The sequence below is a fragment of the Candidatus Avelusimicrobium aviculae genome (assembly GCF_949292495.1).
Taxonomy (GTDB): domain Bacteria; phylum Elusimicrobiota; class Elusimicrobia; order Elusimicrobiales; family Elusimicrobiaceae; genus Avelusimicrobium; species Avelusimicrobium aviculae.
Map to the genome: position 1 here is coordinate 1 of NZ_CASEZB010000019.1, position 18,199 is coordinate 18,199.

The window sequence follows — 18,199 nt, forward strand, 5'->3', positions numbered from 1 at the left end:
GTCATAGCAATGACCTCCTTTTGTTAAATTGCCTGCGGACACAGGCAATTTATTATACAAAAGGAGTTTTTTTATCTTCCTTACCGGTGAAACCTTTACCGAACCCCCAGCCTAGCTGGGGGTTTTCACAACATACAAAAAAGGCGGGGCCGCCCGCCCCGCCCGTTTAAAACACGGCTTTTTGTTGTTAAATTACATGGCTATTTGCAGTTTACGGGCCAGAGCTTTCAGCACGTCTTTGCTCATTTTTTCCTTGCCTAAACTTTTTAAAGCCAGAAAAACAAATTCCTGCGCTTTGGTCATATCCGGGGTGAAACCGAATATTTCCATATAGTTTAAAAACTCCACCACTTTCATGGCGGCGGCGCTGTCGGCCGGGTTGCGCGCGAAGGAAAACGCCAAAAAGGTCAGCTTGTCGCTTACCACGCGGCGCAAATCCTCGCCGTTGACATCCAAACCTAGGGTTTTCACGTCTTCCATCAGTTCTTCCACGGCGTTAATATCCACGTCTTTAGCGCGGAACTCCGCCTTCAAGTCACTGGTAAGCACAAAATCCGCCACCGTTAAAAACGGCTTGGGCAGCGGCGTGCCGATATACTGCAAACCGCGCACCACGGGGTATTGCTCCTCAAAGATTTGGGTAAATTGGCGGTCGGTATCTTCGTACACTTTGTTCATGACATTGTCTATTACTTTTCTTTGCACGTCTTTGAATAAAGACAACAGCGGGTACACTTCTTTAAACCGCTGGCGGATGAGCGCGGCGCATTCATCATAACGGCCTTTGTCAAAAGCGGTTTTAAGCGCGTTAAACAAAGCGTCTTTATCTGCGGGCGCGTCCATCGCCGCGCTTAAAAAAGAGGTAGCCCCTTGCTGAAGCGCCACAAAAACAAAATGCCGCTCCTCCAGCGTGATGAGGGAATAAAGCGTCAGCTCCCCATAATACAAATGGTTGGCGGGGGCGCTGAGCGAAGTGGGCGTAAAATTTTTTACTTCGCAATCATACGCTTTGGCGGGGTTGACCGTAGGGTCCGTCAGTACGGCCACGGCATGCTGGGCGGCGATTTTTTCCAACGGCATTTTTTGGGGAAGCACAAAACGCTGGTATACCACCGCCCCGTTTTTTAAATCGCGTATATTGCTGGGGGCAGCCTCCAAACGTTTGATGAGTTCCGGCTCCAAATCCACTCCGCTCATCTGCTTGTTAAGCTCAGCCGCGCGGGCGGCGTATTGCATAATCTGCACCGTTTCAATGCCGCTCACCTCGTCAAAAAACCAACCGCAGCTGGTATACATTAACATGGCAAAACGCTGCATTTCCAACAGGCGCAGCGCGCCGGAGCGGTCATTCCAGGCTTTTTCCGTAGCGTGTTTGAGAAAGAACTGGTGTTGGGCGTCCAAACTGCGGTCCAAAATCAAATCAATGTATTCATCCCGCGCGGCCCATGGGTCTTTAAAATACTGGCGGCCGACGGTTTCATAAGTTTTAATCATTTCATCGCGCAGCCAATCCAGCGCGTCGCGCAGCGGTTTGCGCCATTTTTGGTGCCAGCCGCCATGCATGCCGGAATTACAGCCGCAGTCCGCGCGCCAGCGCTCCACCCCGTGGAAACAGCTCCAGGAAGAATTTTCAAAAATCTGGGCTTCATACTCCGGCGGATTTTTGGCCAAGAACTCCCCGTATACCGTAATTTGCACGTCTGTTTTGTCTTCCACGTATTTTAAACAGTAGGCAAGCGCCATATCGGCAAATTTTTGATGGTGTCCGTAGGTTTCTCCGTCCGTGGCGATGTGCATCAGCTGCGCCTGAGAGCTGGAATTATACGTGCTTAATAAACGGGAAGCAAAGGTTTCACCGCTTTTAAGCGTATCGGAAAAAGCAATACCTTGGGATATAGGCCCGTCGTAGAAAAACAAAGCGATGCGCCGGCCGCTGGGCAAATTGCATTGGTAAGCGCGTTTAGGGTCCACCTTGGCGCCGGAAACGTCCTGCCATTTTTCTTCGCCTATTTTACGCACTTTGGCGCACTGGCCCGGAGCCAAAACAACAAACTTCATGCCGCATTCAGCCAATATTTCCAGCGTATCGGTATTGCAGGCGGTCTCGGCCAGCCAAAGCGCTTCGGGCATACGGCCAAAACGCTTTTTAAAATCCGCTATTCCCCAGCGCACTTGGGTATATTTATCCCGCTGGTTGGCCAGGGGTAAAATTACATGGTTATACGCTTGGGCAATAGCCCCGCCATGACCGGAAAAATTCTGCTGGCTTAGTTTATCGGCTTCCAAAATGGCGCGGTAAACTTCCGGCTCTTTCTTTTCCATCCAAGACAGCAAGGTTGGCCCAAAGTTAAAACTGATATGGGCGTAATTATTAATCAAATCGGTTAATTGTTGTTTATCGTTTAATACGCGCGCTAAAGCGTTGGGGGAATAGCATTCCGCACAGATGCGGCTGTTCCAATCATGATACGGCGCGGCGCTTTCTTGGATTTCTATTTCATCCAGCCAAGCGTTTTCGCGCGGGGGTTGGTAAAAGTGTCCATGTATGCAAAGGTATTTCATATATATGTTATAGCAATTAATGGTAAAATATGCACAAGCTTCCTGCCCGCCGTGGCGGCCCTTGATAAAGGCCAAACGGAGAAGTATACTAAAAGGGAAGACTTCTATCTTCCGTTCCGCCGAGGTGCGCTTATGAAAAAAACATTTATTTTGGATACCAACGTTCTTTTGCACGATGTAAACTGTCTGCATGCGTTTGAAGATAACGATATTATCATCCCCATGGCCGTAATTGAGGAACTGGACAGCTTTAAAAGCGAAGGGGATACACGCGGAAAAAATGCGCGCATGGTGTCGCGCGCGTTGGACGAGATGCGCAGCCTAGGCCACTTAAACGAAGGGGTTACGTTAAAAGGCGGCGGCATTTTAAAAATTGAGCTGGATAAGCCTAACATCCTCCCCCCGTTTTTGGCTTTCAACAAAGCGGACAACTCTATCTTAAATATTGCTTATACGCTGTCTAAAAAAGAAGGCAGTTATAAGAAAAACAATAACCCGGTTATTTTGGTTACCAAAGACATTAATATGCGCCTAAAGGCGGAAGCGCTGGGTCTGTCCGCCCAGGATTACACCACAGACAAAGTAAACCTGGACGAACTTTACACCGGCATGGCGGAAATGGAAGTATCCCCCGACCAGATAGACGCTTTTTACCGGGACAAAAAACTGCCGGTGGACCCAAAGCTCTATTTCCCCAATGAATTTATTATTCTAAAAGCCAATGACGGAAGCAAAAAATCCGCCATGGGGCGCGTATCCAACAATGGGGACACCTGCATTCGCCCGCTCTCCCAGCCGGAACCCACCGCCTGGGGCATTAAACCTTTAAACAAAGAACAGCGCTTTGCCATGGAACTGCTGTTAGATGACAGCCTGGATATCGTTACCTTGGTAGGCACGGCCGGGACCGGTAAAACGTTGATTACCTTGGCTACCGGCCTGCAGCGCACCATGGATGAAAACGCCTACCGCCGGCTGGTGGTTTGCCGCTCTATTGTCCCCGTAGGGAAAGATTTGGGCTTCCTGCCCGGCACCAAAGAAGAAAAACTGGAAGCGTGGATGGGAGCTATTTATGACAACCTGGCTTTCTTGGCGGACCGCAAAAACCCGGACGAAGGCGAAGAAAAAGCCCATTATCTCTTAGACAGCGGGAAAATAGAAATAGCCTCCGTCACCCATATGCGCGGGCGTTCTTTACCCGGCCAGTATATGATTGTGGACGACGCCCAAAACTTAACCCCGCATGAAATGAAAACTATTCTTACCCGCGCGGGCGAAGGCACCAAAGTAGTGGTAACCGGGGATCCGTACCAAATAGACACGCCGTATTTGGACGTGGAATCCAACGGATTAACCTATTTGGTGGACCGCTTAAAAGGGCAAAAAAGCCACGGCCACATCACATTTACCAAAACGGAACGCAGCCGCTTGGCGGATTTGGCCTCCAAACTGCTGTAAAAACGCCGTTTCTTATTTACTCACCGGGGCCCACTGTAAAGTGGGCCCTTTGTCCTATGTATTTTAGGTCTTTGGACCCCTGGGAAAAACCAGCTTTTTTTCTATAATATAGTAAGAGGACGAAACATAAAAGGGAATTTATCATATGAAACGTGTTATTTGCCAGGTGTTAATAGCGGTTTTTTCCTGTAATATCTTATTGCCGCAGCCGGCTCTGTTTGCGCAAGGCTACGCGGAAGATGAATATGCCAGCGAATTATATTTTGACGACCCGTATCAAGGGGACGTCCCCTCCCCTATTATGCCCCCGAAAGAAGAAATAGTCGTGGATACCCCTTGGGCGCCTTATGCGGTGCTGTCCAATTATAAACCTCAAGAACCCACAGAAGATTTATTGGGAAGACCCATCAATTACAACGCCCAAAAAGACGCACGCGCCATTAAACGCGGGATTTCCACTCAAAACGCCAATGTTCGCCAATTCTTAGCCAATGCGCCTAAAGACGCTTTGTTAGACTGGCTGACCCAAAATGAATTGCCGCAAGATAACATGCAAATTGGTTTAAACGAATACGTACCCGGATTACACTTAAAAAGATCCGCCGGGGAATCCGCCAAAGCCGCGCTGAAAAATTTAACCGTATTATTTGAAAACGGGGAATTGCAAGTAGAGGATTATATTTCCTTGCTGTCTGCTCCTTCTGCCGAGATAGCGGCTTTCGGAGCCATGGCGCTTCACTCCACTTTTCAAGAAGTGATGAACAGCCAGGACCCTTCCCTGATCTATTTGCTGTTAGGTTTTGTCCCTCAAATACAAACCGCCGCCGTCGGCCGGTTAGATAAAGCATATGCCTCCCCCCAGGCCAACCGGGCCGCCACCCCCGGGCATTTTTTGGTGCAAAAAATTGCTCCGGCGCAAACAGAGTCTTCCCAAAGCGTAGAAATGCGCGGCCTTTTGAATTTGCTTTTGGCGGATATATACGCCCTGTACCGCACGGCAAAAACACAAGAAATGCGTCCCCAGCTGCAAGAAGAAGAACAGGCCATGTGGCCCCGGCAAGAGTATACTTTCTTTACGCCGGATCCGATGCCTGAATCTTTCTACCAAAAGCAGAAAGACCGCCTTCTTCACAGTTTAGATTATGCCCGCACGTTAAGAGAACGCGTCATGGGAATTAATAACGAACGCGTATTAAACGCCGATTATGTCGCCCTGACCTTAATTACTTATGACGGAGTCAGCGGGTTTAAACGCCTGGTGGATTACATTGATGCAGAAAACACCAATTTAAACGGAAGCAAACAACAATACCGTTTAGATCAATACAATTTCCCGTTCTTAAAAAGCGCTTTTGATAATTTATCTCTTTTATACCTGCCCAAAATTTCCAGCCGGGAGACGGCCATGGACCCTAAAGAGAAAAAACTCTTAGTGGATACTTTAATTAATTATGCCAACCACGGTTCCGCCCCCGTACAGGTATTAGCTATGAACCTGCTGACCGCCCTGTATCAGGAATCTTCCCCCAAGTGGACCCGCGGACAAGGATACGATAAAGGAGCCGCCGGAGGCCCGGCCATCAGCACGCAAACGGCAAACCAAGTGGCGGACCGCATTAAAAAGATTTACTGCCGTTTGGACCATGCCACCCAAAGCGTCTATGGTTTAAATTCCGAGCAAATGCAGGAAATGGCGGACCAATTGGCCATAGCCTACCGCCGCGTACGCAGAGACCCGCAAGGTTATATCTTGCCGGCCAATAAAGACGGAAAAGCCGTGGCAGCTCAACAATGCTATGTGCGCGATGTACAAACCCGCAACCAATCCGTTCAAGCCCAAGAAATGGCCGCGGATACCATGAACTTCATCCTTACCTGGGTGGCGTTTGGCGGGGCGTTGAGATTAATCGGAAAAGGAGCCTCTTACACCGCCAGTGTGGCGCGGGCAGCCAACCAGGCGCGCAAAATGCCGGTGGGGCAGCGCATAGCCTATTTTACCGGCACGCTTAAACAAGCCAAACGCGCCCAAAAGGCCGCGCGGGAATTATCCCAAATGGGTGTAAAGGTGGAACGCATCGGTCAAATGCCCGCCGCCAAACCCTCCGCCTTTACCCAACGGATTAACTCTTTAAAACAAAAAATGGGCATGAAAATAAAAGAGAAAGACAATACCTTTGTGGTGGACGCTTTGCGCGAAACCAATCCCAAAGGCCAAACGTTAGGGTATCGCATTACCCAACGCCTGCCCGGTGGAAAAGAACAAGTAACCAACATAGAAGGGGAAGTGATTTCCCGCCAAGCGGTATCCCCCAATATACCCGCCAAATTAGGGGCGGAAAAAGGCACGTTAAACAGCGTTACGGAATTGGCGGAAAAATATGTAACCAAGCTGCCTGAAGGGGTATCCCCCGCGGCGTATAAAGAAGCCATTGCCACGGAAAACTTGTTTAGAACCGGGCTGGAAGAAGTATCCGCCGCCAATTTTAAATCCGGTTTTGGCATGAAAAAAGTGTGGTATAAAGATGCCCAGGGAAAAATGTCTTTAGTCAATGAGCCCATTTGGGTAGACCTGGCAAAATCTCCCTGGGTGGTAACAAACGGGGCGGGTATCCCATTAACTGGAAACATCAGACTGGATTTACTGAAAACAGTATCCAACCCCGGCGGAGTATTAACGGCAACCGCCAGCACGGTGGGAGAAGGCGGCTTCCGATATTTATGGAATATTTCCAAATGGACGGGAGAGTTCGCCGCGGCGGATGTGGCTGTCCAGCCGATTTCTGAGGCGCTGGACGGAAAATACCAAAGCGCTCCCGCCGGCGCCCCGTGGTATGCAGAAGTGGGGCAATATTTCCATAATGTGGGTAATGCGATTATAAATTACGACCAAGCGGCCGGAGCGGTCATCGTTCTTCCCTTTGTGGCGGTTGGAAAAGGAATTAGCTGGGCGTGGGACAAAACCATCCGTTCTTCCTCCTCCGCAAACAGCGAAGAAATGACGGCCCAGCTGGAAGATAACCCCTACTTAAAAGAATACCGCCAAAAGACGCAAAAATTGCAAGAAGCCTTTGAAAAGGATGTTCTCTCTTTTGTAGATTTATGGAAACAAGTACAAAACAACCCGGACAACATCCAGCTGAAAAACAAACTGGATATTAATTTCCAGCAAATGAATGATAAATATTCGCAGCAGCAAACGGGAGGAATTTCCCAGCAATGGCAAGTGGTTTCCCAGTCATTAGCCGTGGGAGTCAATCCGTTTGAGATGCAAGACTATTACCTAGATGATTATTCTTCATCGGATTATCCGTCCGAAGAAGACTTCTTTTAATTCCGCCCCCGGTTAAAGCTAACCGGGGGTTTTATTTCGCTCTTAATTACAGGCGATACGATATGCACATTTCCCATTTTATATTTTGTACACGGTTCCCATTGCCGCGCTAATCAAAATTTGCCCATAAAAAACCCCGGGGCAGCCCGGGGTTTTTGTTTATAAAGAACTGTTTATTAATGCAAGCCGCATTTGCAGACATGGTCTTTTTCATATTGCTGCAAGCTGGCGGCCTCCATGGGTTTATATTCGCTCGTACGGCGGATCAGTTCGTCAAAATCAATGGTGCGGGAAGGGAACATCGGCCCGTCCACACACGCGAAACGCACTTTTCCGTCCACCGTTACGCGGCAGCAGCCGCACATGCCGGTGCCGTCCAGCATAATGGGGTTTAAACTGGCGTGGGGCTCAATGCCCAGCTTATCCATAAGCAAAGAGGTGAACTTCATCATCGGGATAGGGCCGATAATAAACCCGGCTTGGATTTTTTCTCCCCCTTCCACAATGCTTTTTAAAGCGTCCGTCACCATGCCTTTTTGGCCGTGGGAACCGTCGTCCGTCGCGCAGACGGTAACATCAGACACGGCACGCATTTCTTCTTCCAAAATAAGCAGGCTTTTGGTGCGCGCGCCTAATACAGAAACCACCCTGTTTCCGGCTTGTTTAAACGCGCGGGCGATGGGATACACTTCCGCGATACCCACGCCGCCGCCCACCACCGCCACGGTGCCGTAATTTTTTATTTCCACCGGGGTGCCTAACGGGCCGGCCACGTTGGCAAACTGGTCCCCTTGTTTTAAGGAATTAAACATAACCGTGGATTTGCCGATAGCCTGGATAATTACGGTAATGGTGCCGGCTTGGGCATCCCAATCCACCAACGTAACGGGAATGCGTTCCCCCCCCTCGCAGCCGCGCAAAATAACAAATTGCCCGGCCTGAGCGGTTTTAGCTATTAAAGGTTTATAAATAACAAATTTAGAAACCACATCGCTTAAATCTTCTTTTACTAAAATGGTATTTTCTTGCATATTATTTCTCCCCTTTCAAATAGCTGTCTATACGGCGGGCGGCTTCCAGACCGTCTTTCATAGCTAAAAGCACGGTAGCCCCGCCGCGGATAATGTCTCCCCCCGCATACACGCCGGGTAAAGAAGTGGAACCGTTTTCATCCAACTCCAAAACGCCGCGGTCCGTCGTTTTCAAACCGGGGGTGTGTTTGGGCAAAATGGGGTTAGGCTTTTGACCAATGGCCACTATTACCGTTTCCACTTCCATCACAAAATCAGAACCCGGTATCTCCACCGGCCGGCGGCGGCCCTTTTCATCCGGCTCACCCAATTGGTTTCGGGTAAAGCGCACGCCGGTTACATGGCCTTTGTCATCTTGTAAAATTTCCTTGGGGGTTACCAAGAATTCAAATTTTACCCCCTCTTCCTGCGCGTGCTCCACTTCGGCCGCGCGGGCGGGCATTTCCGCCGCGCTGCGGCGGTAAGCGATGGTTACGCTCTGCGGCCCTAAGCGCATGGCGCAGCGGGCGGCATCCATCGCGCTGTTGCCGGCCCCCAACACCACCACGTGTTTGCCCACGGTAATGGGGGTATCCGTCTGCGGAAATTTATAAGCCTGCATTAAATTAATACGGGTTAAAAATTCATTGGCGCTGTATACACCTACGCCGTTTTCCCCGGGAACGCCGGTCATGGTGGGAAGCCCAGCCCCGCTGCCGATGTAAACGGCATCATATTCTTTGCGCAACTGCTCTACCGGAATGGTTACTCCGGCCAGCACGTCTGTCTTAAATTTTACACCCATGGCTTGAACGGTTTCAATTTCGTGGTTGATGACTTCGCGCGGCAAACGAAAAGACGGTATCCCATAGCGAAGCACGCCGCCATAAGCATGCAGCGCCTCCAGCACCGTTACGTCATGCCCTAAACGTTTTAACTCCGCAGCGCACGCAATGGAGGACGGCCCCGAACCAATGCACACCACTTTCTTGCCGGTAGGGGCGGCCGTTTGCGGAGCTTTTAACAAGCCTTCTTTGCGGGCCGTGTCAGCCACGTAACGCTCCAACATGCCGATATTCACAGAGCCGAATTTCGCTTTTAATACGCAGTTTCCTTCGCAGTGCTTTTCCTGCGGGCAAACACGCCCGCAAATGGCGGGCAGCAGGCTGGTTTCCATAATTTTGCTGGCGGCTTCACCCACTTTTCCTTCTTTTAATAAAGCGATAAAAGCCGGTATTTGCACCCCCACCGGGCAGTTGGCCTGGCAACGGGCATTTTGGCAATGCAGGCAGCGTTCGGCTTCCGCTAAGGCTTCCTCTTTGGTAAATGTTTTGGTTACTTCGTCAAAATTGTTTTTTCTTACTTCAGGCGCTTGGTTTTGGCCGGCTTGGCGCGGCGCAGACGGATTGGGCATAGCTCACCTCTCAACTAATATAAAAACACCCTGTTTAAATGGGCAGACTTGTATTATACTAACAGTGCCGACAATTGAAATCAAACCCAATTGTTGTACAATATATATTATACAAATCTAGCTGTAAAAAGGAGGGGTTATGAGCGACAGATGTGATTGTGCAGGAGCGAATTTGGCTTCTTTCTTGTTAGGGGCTGTGGTAGGAGCCGCTTTAGGGGTTATGTTTGCCCCCGCAAAAGGTGAAACCACCCGCCGCAAACTGAGAAACTGGGCTGACGCGGAATATGAAGAACAAAAAGAAAAAATTTCCGATACGGCCGCCGAACTAAAGGAAAAGCTTACCAAACACGCCAATGAAGTAAGAGAAAAAATTACCGAAGAGGCCAAAGACGTAAAGGAAAAGCTGACCAAAGAGTTCAACAAACGCAAAGAAGAATTGGCCGAAAAATTCAAAAAAGACTAATTCCCTTTCAACACAAAACCCCGCCTATAAGCAGGCGGGGTTTTTATTTAGGCGCGCAAACTTACTTTTTATTGCAAAAATCTTTTGCCAGGGCAAACGCTTCCTGCACGCTGACGGCGGGCTGCGCAAATACCTTGCTTATGGCCATTTCATGATTGGAAATGGAATGGATAATTTCGTCCACCAAAAAGCCTTTGTTTACTTCTCTTTCTATCGCTTCTATCACGGAAAAAGGATCCGCCGGCGCCAAAATATTTTCCACCCCGCAGTGCAGCATTTTTAACGCGGCTGCCGCTTCATAGCGTACGTACGCTTTCCATAGCGGGAAGCTTAAAATACAGCCTTTGTAATTTAAACGTTTTTTCAACAAACCGCGCAAAATTTTGTCTGACAGCATGGCTTGGTTTTCCCCGTCAATATTAGGGAAAGTCATATCAGAAGGCATAATAGCGTCCGCCCGGCGGAAGAGGCTTTTATAGGGCATAAACTCGGCGTCTTCCATTTGGGCCAACGTTTTCAGTACGCCGCTTACCCCGGGGAAATATTTAATGCAGTTTAACGCGCCTCCGTTGGAGAGGCCGGCTACAAAATCACCCGCCAAACGAGTGACGCAAGAGGGAACCTCACAGAAAGCGGGGGAGGAGTACCCCAAATCCACCACCGGGGCAAAAAGCCAGTCTATCCCCAAACTGCGCGCCTGCAAGGCAAGCACATTGCCCTTTTTATAAGCCCCTTCGGCCGAAGCGCACTTTCCCAACGAAATATTAGACGGCAACGCCGGGGCATCCGGCACCACTTCCGTCAAGTCTTCGTTAATATCCGCGCAAATAAGCAAATGATTGTAAGGAGAAGCTTCCCGCATTTTTTGGGTAAAAGCAAGGGTTTGCTGGGCCGTGCCGCCGTATACACAAAAACCGCCCACGCCCATACGGGCCAGCTGTTTGGCGGTGGATAAATCACTCTCACCAAACCAAAACCCCGGGAAAACAATGCGGGCTACTTTCATATTTTCTCCGTTATTCCAGCACCGAAGGCACCAGCGCTTCTTCCGTAGAGGAAGGGCCAATCAGCAGCAGGTCCGTCTGCGTCTGCGGCTCCGCCTCCACTACTACCAAATCCGGTTTAATTTCCGGGCGGGCAGGAACTTCCAGCCATTGCAGCAAAGAAGGGATTAAATATTTATCCAGCATTTCATGGGACATCAAATTATACGCCGTTAAAAATACGATAGAACCTTCTCTGCCGTTATTTTCCGCCGTCAAATACGCCACATTGCGTATTACGCTGGCTTCCAAAAATGTTTTTTTATCTTCCGCCCCAACGGCAATAAGCACATTGCCTTTATAAAGACGCATGGCGGGAATTGTAAGCACATCGCGCGTATTAGTGGTGGGCGTGATTAACGCCAAAGAACCGATGTCCGGCGTGAGCGTAACGCTTTTGGCCGCCACATTAGCCCCTAAACCGGCACCCAGCAAAACCATATTGTCCAAGGAAATCCCTTTCTTTTGCAAAAAAGAAACGGCGGCTTCCACATCGCGGGGCATTTTGTTAAACTCATTATCCAGCCCTTCGCGCGCGAAAGAAGCGTACTCCCCTTGGTTAATGCTTTGGCCGTGGCCGCGGAAATCAAAAGCCAAATAGCCATACCCCGCACTGGCCAAAGAAGCGGCAAATTTGGTAAAAGCGGTTTTGTCTTTTCCCAAATCATGCAGCAAAATTACCGTGCGGTGTTCTTCGGTGGGAGTTTGATACACGCCGGAGAGGGACCACCCGTCCGACGTTTCCAACGTGACGGCTTGCCCCTCCATATCAGCGGCAGATAACGGCAGGGACCCCATTACCGCCAAGGCCCCCGCCAGTAAAAAAGTCCACACTTTCATGCTATCTGTCCAAAACCTCTTCGGGTTTAAACCAAAGCGCAATTTCTTTTTCGGCATCTTCCGGAGAGCCGGAGGCGTGCACGCAGTTTTGCATAACATCGCCTATAAAGCGTCCAAAACTGCCGCGGATGGTCCATGGGGCGGCTTTTTCCGGGTTGGTGCTGCCGATTTCCTGGCGCACTTTGGCAATGGCGTTTTCCCCTTGGAAAACGAAAGCGTAAATTTTATGGTTGGGCACGTTGTTAAATTCGCCCATCATGTATTGAATGACTTCTTCTAAAAAGGGTTTGCCTTCCAGGTTTTTATAATGGGCCCGGGCCAGTTCTTCCGTTAAAGAAACCACTTTTGCCCCGGTCATTTGCAGGCCGAGGTGATCCAAGCGGTCCAAAATAAGACCGCTGATGCGTTTTTCAATAGCATCAGGTTTAATAAGTACTAGTGTGCGTTCCATATATCTCATATTTAAACATTATACCAATATAAAAGCTTAAGTCAACGTCCGGCAGTTGCGCCTTTTGCGGCGGATTATTGGTATAATAGAAGATAACTAAGCGAGGTTTCTATGGCAGAAGAAAAAATAATCCGTTTCGGCGTATTGGGCGCCGGGAAAATAGGCACGTTTCACACACGCACCTTAGCCGGGCTGAAAAAAGCCGGCGTCTCTTTGGTGGGCGTGTGCGACCCGGATTTAATGCGCGCGCAAAAATTAGCGTGGGAATATAACTGCACCCCCTATTCCAAACCGGAAGAATTAATCCCGCAGATTGACGCGGTCATCATTGCCGCCCCCACGCAGCTGCACCACAAACTGGGCATGTATTGTTTGGAAAACGGCATCCATACCCTGGTGGAAAAACCCATTGCCGTTACCATGGAAGAAGCGCGGGATTTAATCCGCCTGGCCAAGCGCAAAGAATTGGTGCTTCAGGTAGGGCATGTGGAACGCTTTAACCCCGCCGTAGTGGAAGCCAATAAATTTATTCAGGACCCCCGCTTTATCACCATCAACCGCTTAGGGCCGTATGACCCGCGCATGTCCAACATCAGCGTGGTGCTGGATTTAATGATTCACGATATTGACCTGCTGCTTACATTAGTCCCCAGCGAAGTCACCTCCATAGACGCCACGGGGCTGAGCGTATTCTCCGCCCATGAAGACATCGCCAACGTGCGCTTCCGTTTTGCCAACGGGGCCGTGGCGGACATTACCGCCAGCCGCGCCAGTTTTGAACGCGCGCGCTACATGCATTTGTTTCAGAAAGACGCCTATGTATCCGTGGATTTTATGAACGCCCGCGTAAAAGTGTATAAAAAAGAAAAACCGGTCATAGAAAGCATGCAGGACGTAAGCGTACAATACCCCAAAGTGGAAAAACAAATGCCCATCACCGCTGAACAGCTGCATTTTATTAACTGCATACGCACCAACCGCACGCCGGCGCCCAGCGGGGAAAAAGGCTCCCAAGCCTTAGAGCTGGCTTTGAAAATTACGGAACAAATCCAACGTTTTGATATCCCCAAAACCACCCATTTGCATACGCCTAAACCGTTTCAAATGGCAAGCAACGTGGCCCGCGCCGCCCAAATTATGCTGGACGAAACCCTGGGCAACATGAAAAGGGAAGATTAATTATGACGATTACCCCCATCACTAAAAACATGTTAATTGTAGCCGGGGACGTATCCGGCGATTTGCACGCCGCCAATTTAATCAAAGCCTTAAAAACACAAGACCCGGATTTGAAAATAACCGCCATTGGCGGGAAACTGATGGAAAAAGAGGCCGACGAATTTCTGTTTGACCTAGCCTCCAAGGGAGCCAGCGGTTTTGTGGAACCGCTTAAAAAAATGCCCATGTGGGTAAAACTGCTCTCCATGATACGCGAGTACATGGAAACCCAAAACCCCATCGCCCTCGTTGTGGTAGATTTTTACGGCTTTAACCACCAAGTATTGGGTTTGGCGGCCCACCGCAATATACCGGCCTATTATTATGTTACCCCGCAGGTATGGGCCAGCCGCCAATACCGGGCCAAACGCTTGGCTGCGCTAACCCGCAAAATGTTTGTAATTTACCCGTTTGAACCGGCCTTCCACCAGAAATTTGGCGGCAAGGCCGTTTTTTTGGGCAACCCGCTGTTAGACATCATGCCGGACGCTGCCGCTAAAACCTACGCCATCCAGGACCCTAAAAACCACCCTTGGAAACTGGGCATGCTGCCCGGCAGCCGTATGGGGGAAATAACCCGCTTAACCCCGGTTTTTTATCAGGCGTTTAAAAAAGTGTTAAAATCTTTCCCCAACACGCAGGCTTATCTGTTTGCGCTGCCTTCCCTGCCCGATAAAGTATTTTTGGATTTACTGGGTGAAAAACCGCACCCGCATTTTCATATCGTGCGCGACGAGCACTATGCCCAGCGCGCGCAAATGGACTATTTGCTTTGCTGCTCCGGCACGGCCACGTTGGAAAGCGCCCTTTTAGGCGTGCCGATGCTGGTGGCTTATAAACTTTCTTGGCCGACGTATAAAATAGCCAAAATGGTCATTAAAGTAAATTACATTTCTTTAGTAAATTTACTGGCTGAGCAAAAACCGTTGGTTAAAGAGTTTATCCAGCAAGACGCTACCGCCACCGCTTTGGCGGCTGAAACAACCTCCATGTTTCAAAACCCCAAAAGTTTGGAGCAAATGCATCAGAAACTGCTGGAACTGCGCGCTTCCTTAGGGGAAAAGGGCGTAGCCCAGCGCGCTGCTGCGGATATTTTGGAAGATTTAAAAAAATAATATGGAACTGCAAGCGCTTTTAGACAAATTTAAAGAATACAATCCAAACAGCTCTGGCGATTTAATCGCCAAAGCGTATCACTTTGCCGAAAAAGCGCACGAACACCAAAAAAGAGAAAGCGGCGAGCCTTACTTTACCCATTGTTACCATGTGGCGGACATTTTGCTGGATTTTAAAATGGACGAAGACACCATCTGCGCCGGCCTTTTGCACGACACGGTGGAAGATACGGACGTAAAACTGGAAGATTTAAAACGGGAATTTAATAAAGAAGTAGCCCACATGGTGCAAGGCGTTACCAAAATAAGCGATTTAAAATTTTCTTCTACGGACGAAGAAACCGTGGAAAACTGGCGCAAAATGCTGATTGCCGTGGCGGAAGACGTGCGCGTGATTCTAATCAAACTGGCGGACCGCACCCATAATATGCGCACGATGGACGTTATGCCCCCGGACAAGCAAAAATTTAAAGCCTACGAAACCCTAACCCTTTACGCCCCGCTAGCCCAGCGCCTGGGTATGTTTACCATTAAAACGGATTTGGAAGACCTTTCTTTTAAATACCTGCACCCCTTGGAATACAATAATTTAAAACAACAGGTGGAAGCCCGCACGGCGGACCGCCAAGCCGCGCTGGACGCGTTTAAGCAGCAACTGGAGCCCGCCCTGAAAGAAGAACAGCTGGACTACCGCCTCCTTTCCCGCGCAAAGAATTATTATTCCATTTACCGCAAAATGCAAAAGCACCAGTGTTCCTTTCAGGAAATACAAGACTCCCTGGGGGTACGCATTATCACCAAAACCGTGCAGGACTGTTACAAAGCGCTGGGGATAGTACATTCCCGCTTTAAGCCCATTGCCGGCACTTTTACCGATTATATCGCCACCCCCAAAGCCAATATGTACCAAAGCATACACACCACGGTGCTGGGCCCCACGGGAGACATTGTGGAATTGCAAATCCGCACCGAGGACATGCACCGCACGTGTGAGTATGGTATCGCCGCGCATTGGCGCTACAAAATGGGAAACGTAAAACACGATAAAAACTTTGACGAAAAAATAAACTGGATACGCCAATGGGTGGAATGGCAGCGGGATTTAACCGCCCCGCGCGAATTTCTGGAAGGGTTTAAAACGGATGTCAACCTGCAGCAAATTTTTGTGTTTACGCCGCGGGCGGACGTTAAATCCCTGCCGGAAGGGGCCACCCCCATTGATTTTGCCTACTCTATTCATACCGATATTGGCGACCATTATGTAGGAGCCATGGTAAACAAACGCATGGTACGCATGGACTATGTATTTAAAACCGGTGACGTGTGCGAAATTATCACCCGCAAAAACAGCGAGCCCAAACGCGACTGGCTGGAATTTGCCCGCACCGCCGGGGCGCGCAGCCACATCAAACGTTACCTGCGCAGCAAGGGGGTGGATATTTAATGTTGTTTTGTCCTAAATGTTCTCAAGAAATTGATGAGCGGGATAATTTTTGTCGCCGGTGCGGCAAATCCCTCAAACCCGGAACGGGCTTTTGGTATTCCCACTCCGGCATTATCTTGCTTACGCTGGTCTTGGGGCCTTTCGCGCTGATACCCGTGTATTTGTCTAAAATTTTAAGCACCACGGCAAAAACCGTTTATTGCGTGGTGATTTCTCTGTTCACCGTTTATTTGGGTTACGTTTGCTGGCAAATTTTTACCCTCACGCAGCAAATGTTAAGTACCACCTTATCCCTGCCTTATTAAAAAAAACCGCTGGCTATATATATATTTTGTAAAATAAAGAGTACCCTTTTGATTAAAAATAAGGAGAAATAGAATGAGTTCAGAAGTTGCTAACACTGTAAAGCTGGAAAAACAGCCCGCAGGCTTGTACCTCTGTTTCTTTGCGGAAATGTGGGAACGCTTCAGCTATTATGCTATGCGCGGCATTTTGGTGCTTTACCTCATTAAAGTACTGGAATTTTCCGAAAGCCACGCCAGCCGTTTTTACGGCGCCGTGACCAGCTTGATTTACTTGAGCCCTCTTATCGGCGGTTATATTGCCGACCGTTTTTGGGGCCAGCGCCGGGCCATCATCTGCGGCGGTATTCTGATTGCATTAGGCCAATTTTCCATTGCGGCCCACCCGTCTTTGATGTTCCTGTACATGGGCATTACCTTAATTGTATTGGGTAACGGTCTGTTTAAACCTAACATCTCCACCCTGGTAGGGGAATTGTATGAAAAGAATGACCCCCGCCGCGACGCCGGTTTTACCATTTTCTACATGGGTATTAACTTAGGCGCCTTTATCTGCAACTTTGTGGCCGGTACTTTGGCCGAAAAAGTGGGTTTCCACTGGGGCTTTGCGGCTGCCGGCGTGGGTATGGTATTAGGGTTGGCTGTGTTTGTGTGGGGCAAAAACAAATTCTTGCAAGGCCAGGGCAAAAAACCCAAAAAGCTGAGCAAAGAAGAAAAATTGGCCCATCCCAATAATCCATTAACCCTGGAAGAAAAACAGCGCATCGCCGTGATTTTCATTATGGCGTTTTTCAGCATTTTCTTCTGGTCCGCTTTTGAACAAGCGGGCGCTTCTTTAACCATCTTTGCCGAAAAGTTCACCGACCGCCATATATTCGGCTGGGAAATGCCTACTTCTTGGTTCCAAAGCGTAAACCCGATGTTCATCATTTTGTTTGCGCCGTTGTTTTCCAAATTATGGATTAAACTGGCCAAAAAAGGGCTGGAACCTTCCACCCCTGCTAAATTTACGTGGGCTTTTATGTCCTTGGCGTTTGGCTTTTTAATCTTGGTGGCGGCGTCTTACGTCATTCAAACCACCGGTGTTAAAGTGGGTATTTTCTGGCTTACGTTTGCCTATATGTTCCACACTATGGGCGAACTGTGCTTGTCCCCGGTGGGCCTGTCCTTAGTAACCAAATTGGCGCCTTTGCGCTTTGCCTCTTTGCTTATGGGTACTTGGTTCTTAGCCAACGCGGCCGCCAACTTTACGGCTGGTTTCTATTCCGGCTACTTTGGGCACATCAGCAATGTCCAATTCTTTGGCTGGTTAGTGGTCATGCCGTTAATCGGCGGCGGTATTTTGATGCTGCTGCGCAAGAAAATCATCCAGTGGATGAACGGCATCCAATAAAAAATCTGTTGTTAAAAAAAATATCCCCCGGCGTAGCCGGGGGTTTTTCACAATACGGGCATAGCCCTCACTCTACTAGCTACTACTTTAAGTAGTTTCCACTACCTGTCATTTGCGCCCCCTGACATCTAACGGGTTCGTGTCAAACGGAAGCA

Annotated in this window: 14 protein-coding genes; 8 read left to right on the forward strand and 6 right to left on the reverse strand. The window is 49.2% G+C overall.

The annotated features are described in order from the left end of the window. Positions 1–192 precede the first annotated feature (192 nt). Positions 193–2,562, reverse strand: coding sequence for a DUF3536 domain-containing protein (locus tag ACQY33_RS04920; protein WP_428074521.1), 2,370 nt, complete (start codon positions 2,560–2,562; stop codon positions 193–195). 132 nt (positions 2,563–2,694) lie between these two features. On the opposite strand from ACQY33_RS04920, the gene ACQY33_RS04925 reads away from it, so the two are divergent. Next, the gene (locus tag ACQY33_RS04925) at positions 2,695–4,020 is read left to right on the forward strand and encodes a PhoH family protein (protein ID WP_428074523.1); all 1,326 of its coding nucleotides are present in this window, start codon (positions 2,695–2,697) and stop codon (positions 4,018–4,020) included. A gap of 145 nt (positions 4,021–4,165) precedes the next feature. Continuing rightward, on the forward strand, positions 4,166–7,351 hold the full coding sequence (locus ACQY33_RS04930; protein WP_428074525.1) for a hypothetical protein: 3,186 nt from the start codon (positions 4,166–4,168) through the stop codon (positions 7,349–7,351). Positions 7,352–7,527: 176 nt separating this feature from the next. Here ACQY33_RS04930 and ACQY33_RS04935 read toward each other — a convergent pair whose 3' ends face one another. Together ACQY33_RS04935 and gltA are read right to left on the reverse strand one after the other, a co-directional pair. Further along, the gene (locus ACQY33_RS04935) at positions 7,528–8,382 is read right to left on the reverse strand and encodes a sulfide/dihydroorotate dehydrogenase-like FAD/NAD-binding protein (protein WP_428074527.1); all 855 of its coding nucleotides are present in this window, start codon (positions 8,380–8,382) and stop codon (positions 7,528–7,530) included. A gap of 1 nt (position 8,383) precedes the next feature. Further along, complete coding sequence (gene gltA, locus ACQY33_RS04940; protein ID WP_428074529.1) at positions 8,384–9,775, reverse strand: NADPH-dependent glutamate synthase; 1,392 nt, start codon at positions 9,773–9,775, stop codon at positions 8,384–8,386. 139 nt (positions 9,776–9,914) lie between these two features. On the opposite strand from gltA, the gene ACQY33_RS04945 reads away from it, so the two are divergent. Further along, entirely contained in the window at positions 9,915–10,238 is a 324-nt protein-coding gene (locus tag ACQY33_RS04945; RefSeq protein ID WP_428074531.1) for a YtxH domain-containing protein, read from the forward strand. A gap of 61 nt (positions 10,239–10,299) precedes the next feature. Here ACQY33_RS04945 and ACQY33_RS04950 read toward each other — a convergent pair whose 3' ends face one another. The 3 genes from ACQY33_RS04950 to ACQY33_RS04960 are packed head-to-tail and all read right to left on the reverse strand — an operon-like array spanning position 10,300 to position 12,572. Further along, the gene (locus ACQY33_RS04950) at positions 10,300–11,244 is read right to left on the reverse strand and encodes a glycoside hydrolase family 3 N-terminal domain-containing protein (protein WP_428074533.1); all 945 of its coding nucleotides are present in this window, start codon (positions 11,242–11,244) and stop codon (positions 10,300–10,302) included. 10 nt (positions 11,245–11,254) lie between these two features. Next, positions 11,255–12,121, reverse strand: a complete 867-nt coding sequence (locus ACQY33_RS04955) for an alpha/beta hydrolase (RefSeq protein WP_428074535.1) — start codon at positions 12,119–12,121, stop codon at positions 11,255–11,257. A 1-nt stretch (position 12,122) separates the two neighbouring features. Continuing rightward, positions 12,123–12,572 (reverse strand): nucleoside-diphosphate kinase, encoded by a 450-nt coding sequence (locus ACQY33_RS04960; protein WP_158093801.1) that lies wholly within the window; start codon positions 12,570–12,572, stop codon positions 12,123–12,125. Positions 12,573–12,683: 111 nt separating this feature from the next. Between ACQY33_RS04960 and ACQY33_RS04965 the strand changes: the two genes are divergently transcribed. From ACQY33_RS04965 to ACQY33_RS04985, 5 genes are all read left to right on the forward strand, one after another. Continuing rightward, positions 12,684–13,751, forward strand: coding sequence for a Gfo/Idh/MocA family oxidoreductase (locus ACQY33_RS04965; RefSeq protein WP_428074537.1), 1,068 nt, complete (start codon positions 12,684–12,686; stop codon positions 13,749–13,751). A 2-nt stretch (positions 13,752–13,753) separates the two neighbouring features. Then, positions 13,754–14,905 carry a lipid-A-disaccharide synthase gene (lpxB, locus tag ACQY33_RS04970; RefSeq protein WP_428074539.1) on the forward strand — a complete coding sequence of 384 codons (1,152 nt, stop codon included), beginning with the start codon at positions 13,754–13,756 and terminating at the stop codon, positions 14,903–14,905. A gap of 1 nt (position 14,906) precedes the next feature. Then, positions 14,907–16,349, forward strand: a complete 1,443-nt coding sequence (locus tag ACQY33_RS04975) for a RelA/SpoT family protein (RefSeq protein WP_428074541.1) — start codon at positions 14,907–14,909, stop codon at positions 16,347–16,349. Continuing rightward, complete coding sequence (locus tag ACQY33_RS04980) at positions 16,349–16,654, forward strand: zinc-ribbon domain-containing protein (RefSeq protein WP_428074543.1); 306 nt, start codon at positions 16,349–16,351, stop codon at positions 16,652–16,654. Before ACQY33_RS04975 ends, ACQY33_RS04980 begins: the two co-directional genes overlap by 1 nt. A 73-nt stretch (positions 16,655–16,727) precedes the next feature. Beyond that, the gene (locus ACQY33_RS04985; RefSeq protein ID WP_428074545.1) at positions 16,728–18,044 is read left to right on the forward strand and encodes a peptide MFS transporter; all 1,317 of its coding nucleotides are present in this window, start codon (positions 16,728–16,730) and stop codon (positions 18,042–18,044) included. Positions 18,045–18,199: the final 155 nt, after the last annotated feature.

What these genes read in the sequence shown, in the direction of transcription:
- ACQY33_RS04920 (WP_428074521.1), bottom strand. Translation starts at nt 2,562, where the DNA reads ATGAAATACCTTTGCATACATGGACACTTTTACCAACCCCCGCGCGAA.
- ACQY33_RS04925 (WP_428074523.1), top strand. Translation starts at nt 2,695, where the DNA reads ATGAAAAAAACATTTATTTTGGATACCAACGTTCTTTTGCACGATGTA.
- ACQY33_RS04930 (WP_428074525.1), top strand. Translation starts at nt 4,166, where the DNA reads ATGAAACGTGTTATTTGCCAGGTGTTAATAGCGGTTTTTTCCTGTAAT.
- ACQY33_RS04935 (WP_428074527.1), bottom strand. Translation starts at nt 8,382, where the DNA reads ATGCAAGAAAATACCATTTTAGTAAAAGAAGATTTAAGCGATGTGGTT.
- gltA (WP_428074529.1), bottom strand. Translation starts at nt 9,775, where the DNA reads ATGCCCAATCCGTCTGCGCCGCGCCAAGCCGGCCAAAACCAAGCGCCT.
- ACQY33_RS04945 (WP_428074531.1), top strand. Translation starts at nt 9,915, where the DNA reads ATGAGCGACAGATGTGATTGTGCAGGAGCGAATTTGGCTTCTTTCTTG.
- ACQY33_RS04950 (WP_428074533.1), bottom strand. Translation starts at nt 11,244, where the DNA reads ATGAAAGTAGCCCGCATTGTTTTCCCGGGGTTTTGGTTTGGTGAGAGT.
- ACQY33_RS04955 (WP_428074535.1), bottom strand. Translation starts at nt 12,121, where the DNA reads ATGAAAGTGTGGACTTTTTTACTGGCGGGGGCCTTGGCGGTAATGGGG.
- ACQY33_RS04960 (WP_158093801.1), bottom strand. Translation starts at nt 12,572, where the DNA reads ATGGAACGCACACTAGTACTTATTAAACCTGATGCTATTGAAAAACGC.
- ACQY33_RS04965 (WP_428074537.1), top strand. Translation starts at nt 12,684, where the DNA reads ATGGCAGAAGAAAAAATAATCCGTTTCGGCGTATTGGGCGCCGGGAAA.
- lpxB (WP_428074539.1), top strand. Translation starts at nt 13,754, where the DNA reads ATGACGATTACCCCCATCACTAAAAACATGTTAATTGTAGCCGGGGAC.
- ACQY33_RS04975 (WP_428074541.1), top strand. Translation starts at nt 14,907, where the DNA reads ATGGAACTGCAAGCGCTTTTAGACAAATTTAAAGAATACAATCCAAAC.
- ACQY33_RS04980 (WP_428074543.1), top strand. Translation starts at nt 16,349, where the DNA reads ATGTTGTTTTGTCCTAAATGTTCTCAAGAAATTGATGAGCGGGATAAT.
- ACQY33_RS04985 (WP_428074545.1), top strand. Translation starts at nt 16,728, where the DNA reads ATGAGTTCAGAAGTTGCTAACACTGTAAAGCTGGAAAAACAGCCCGCA.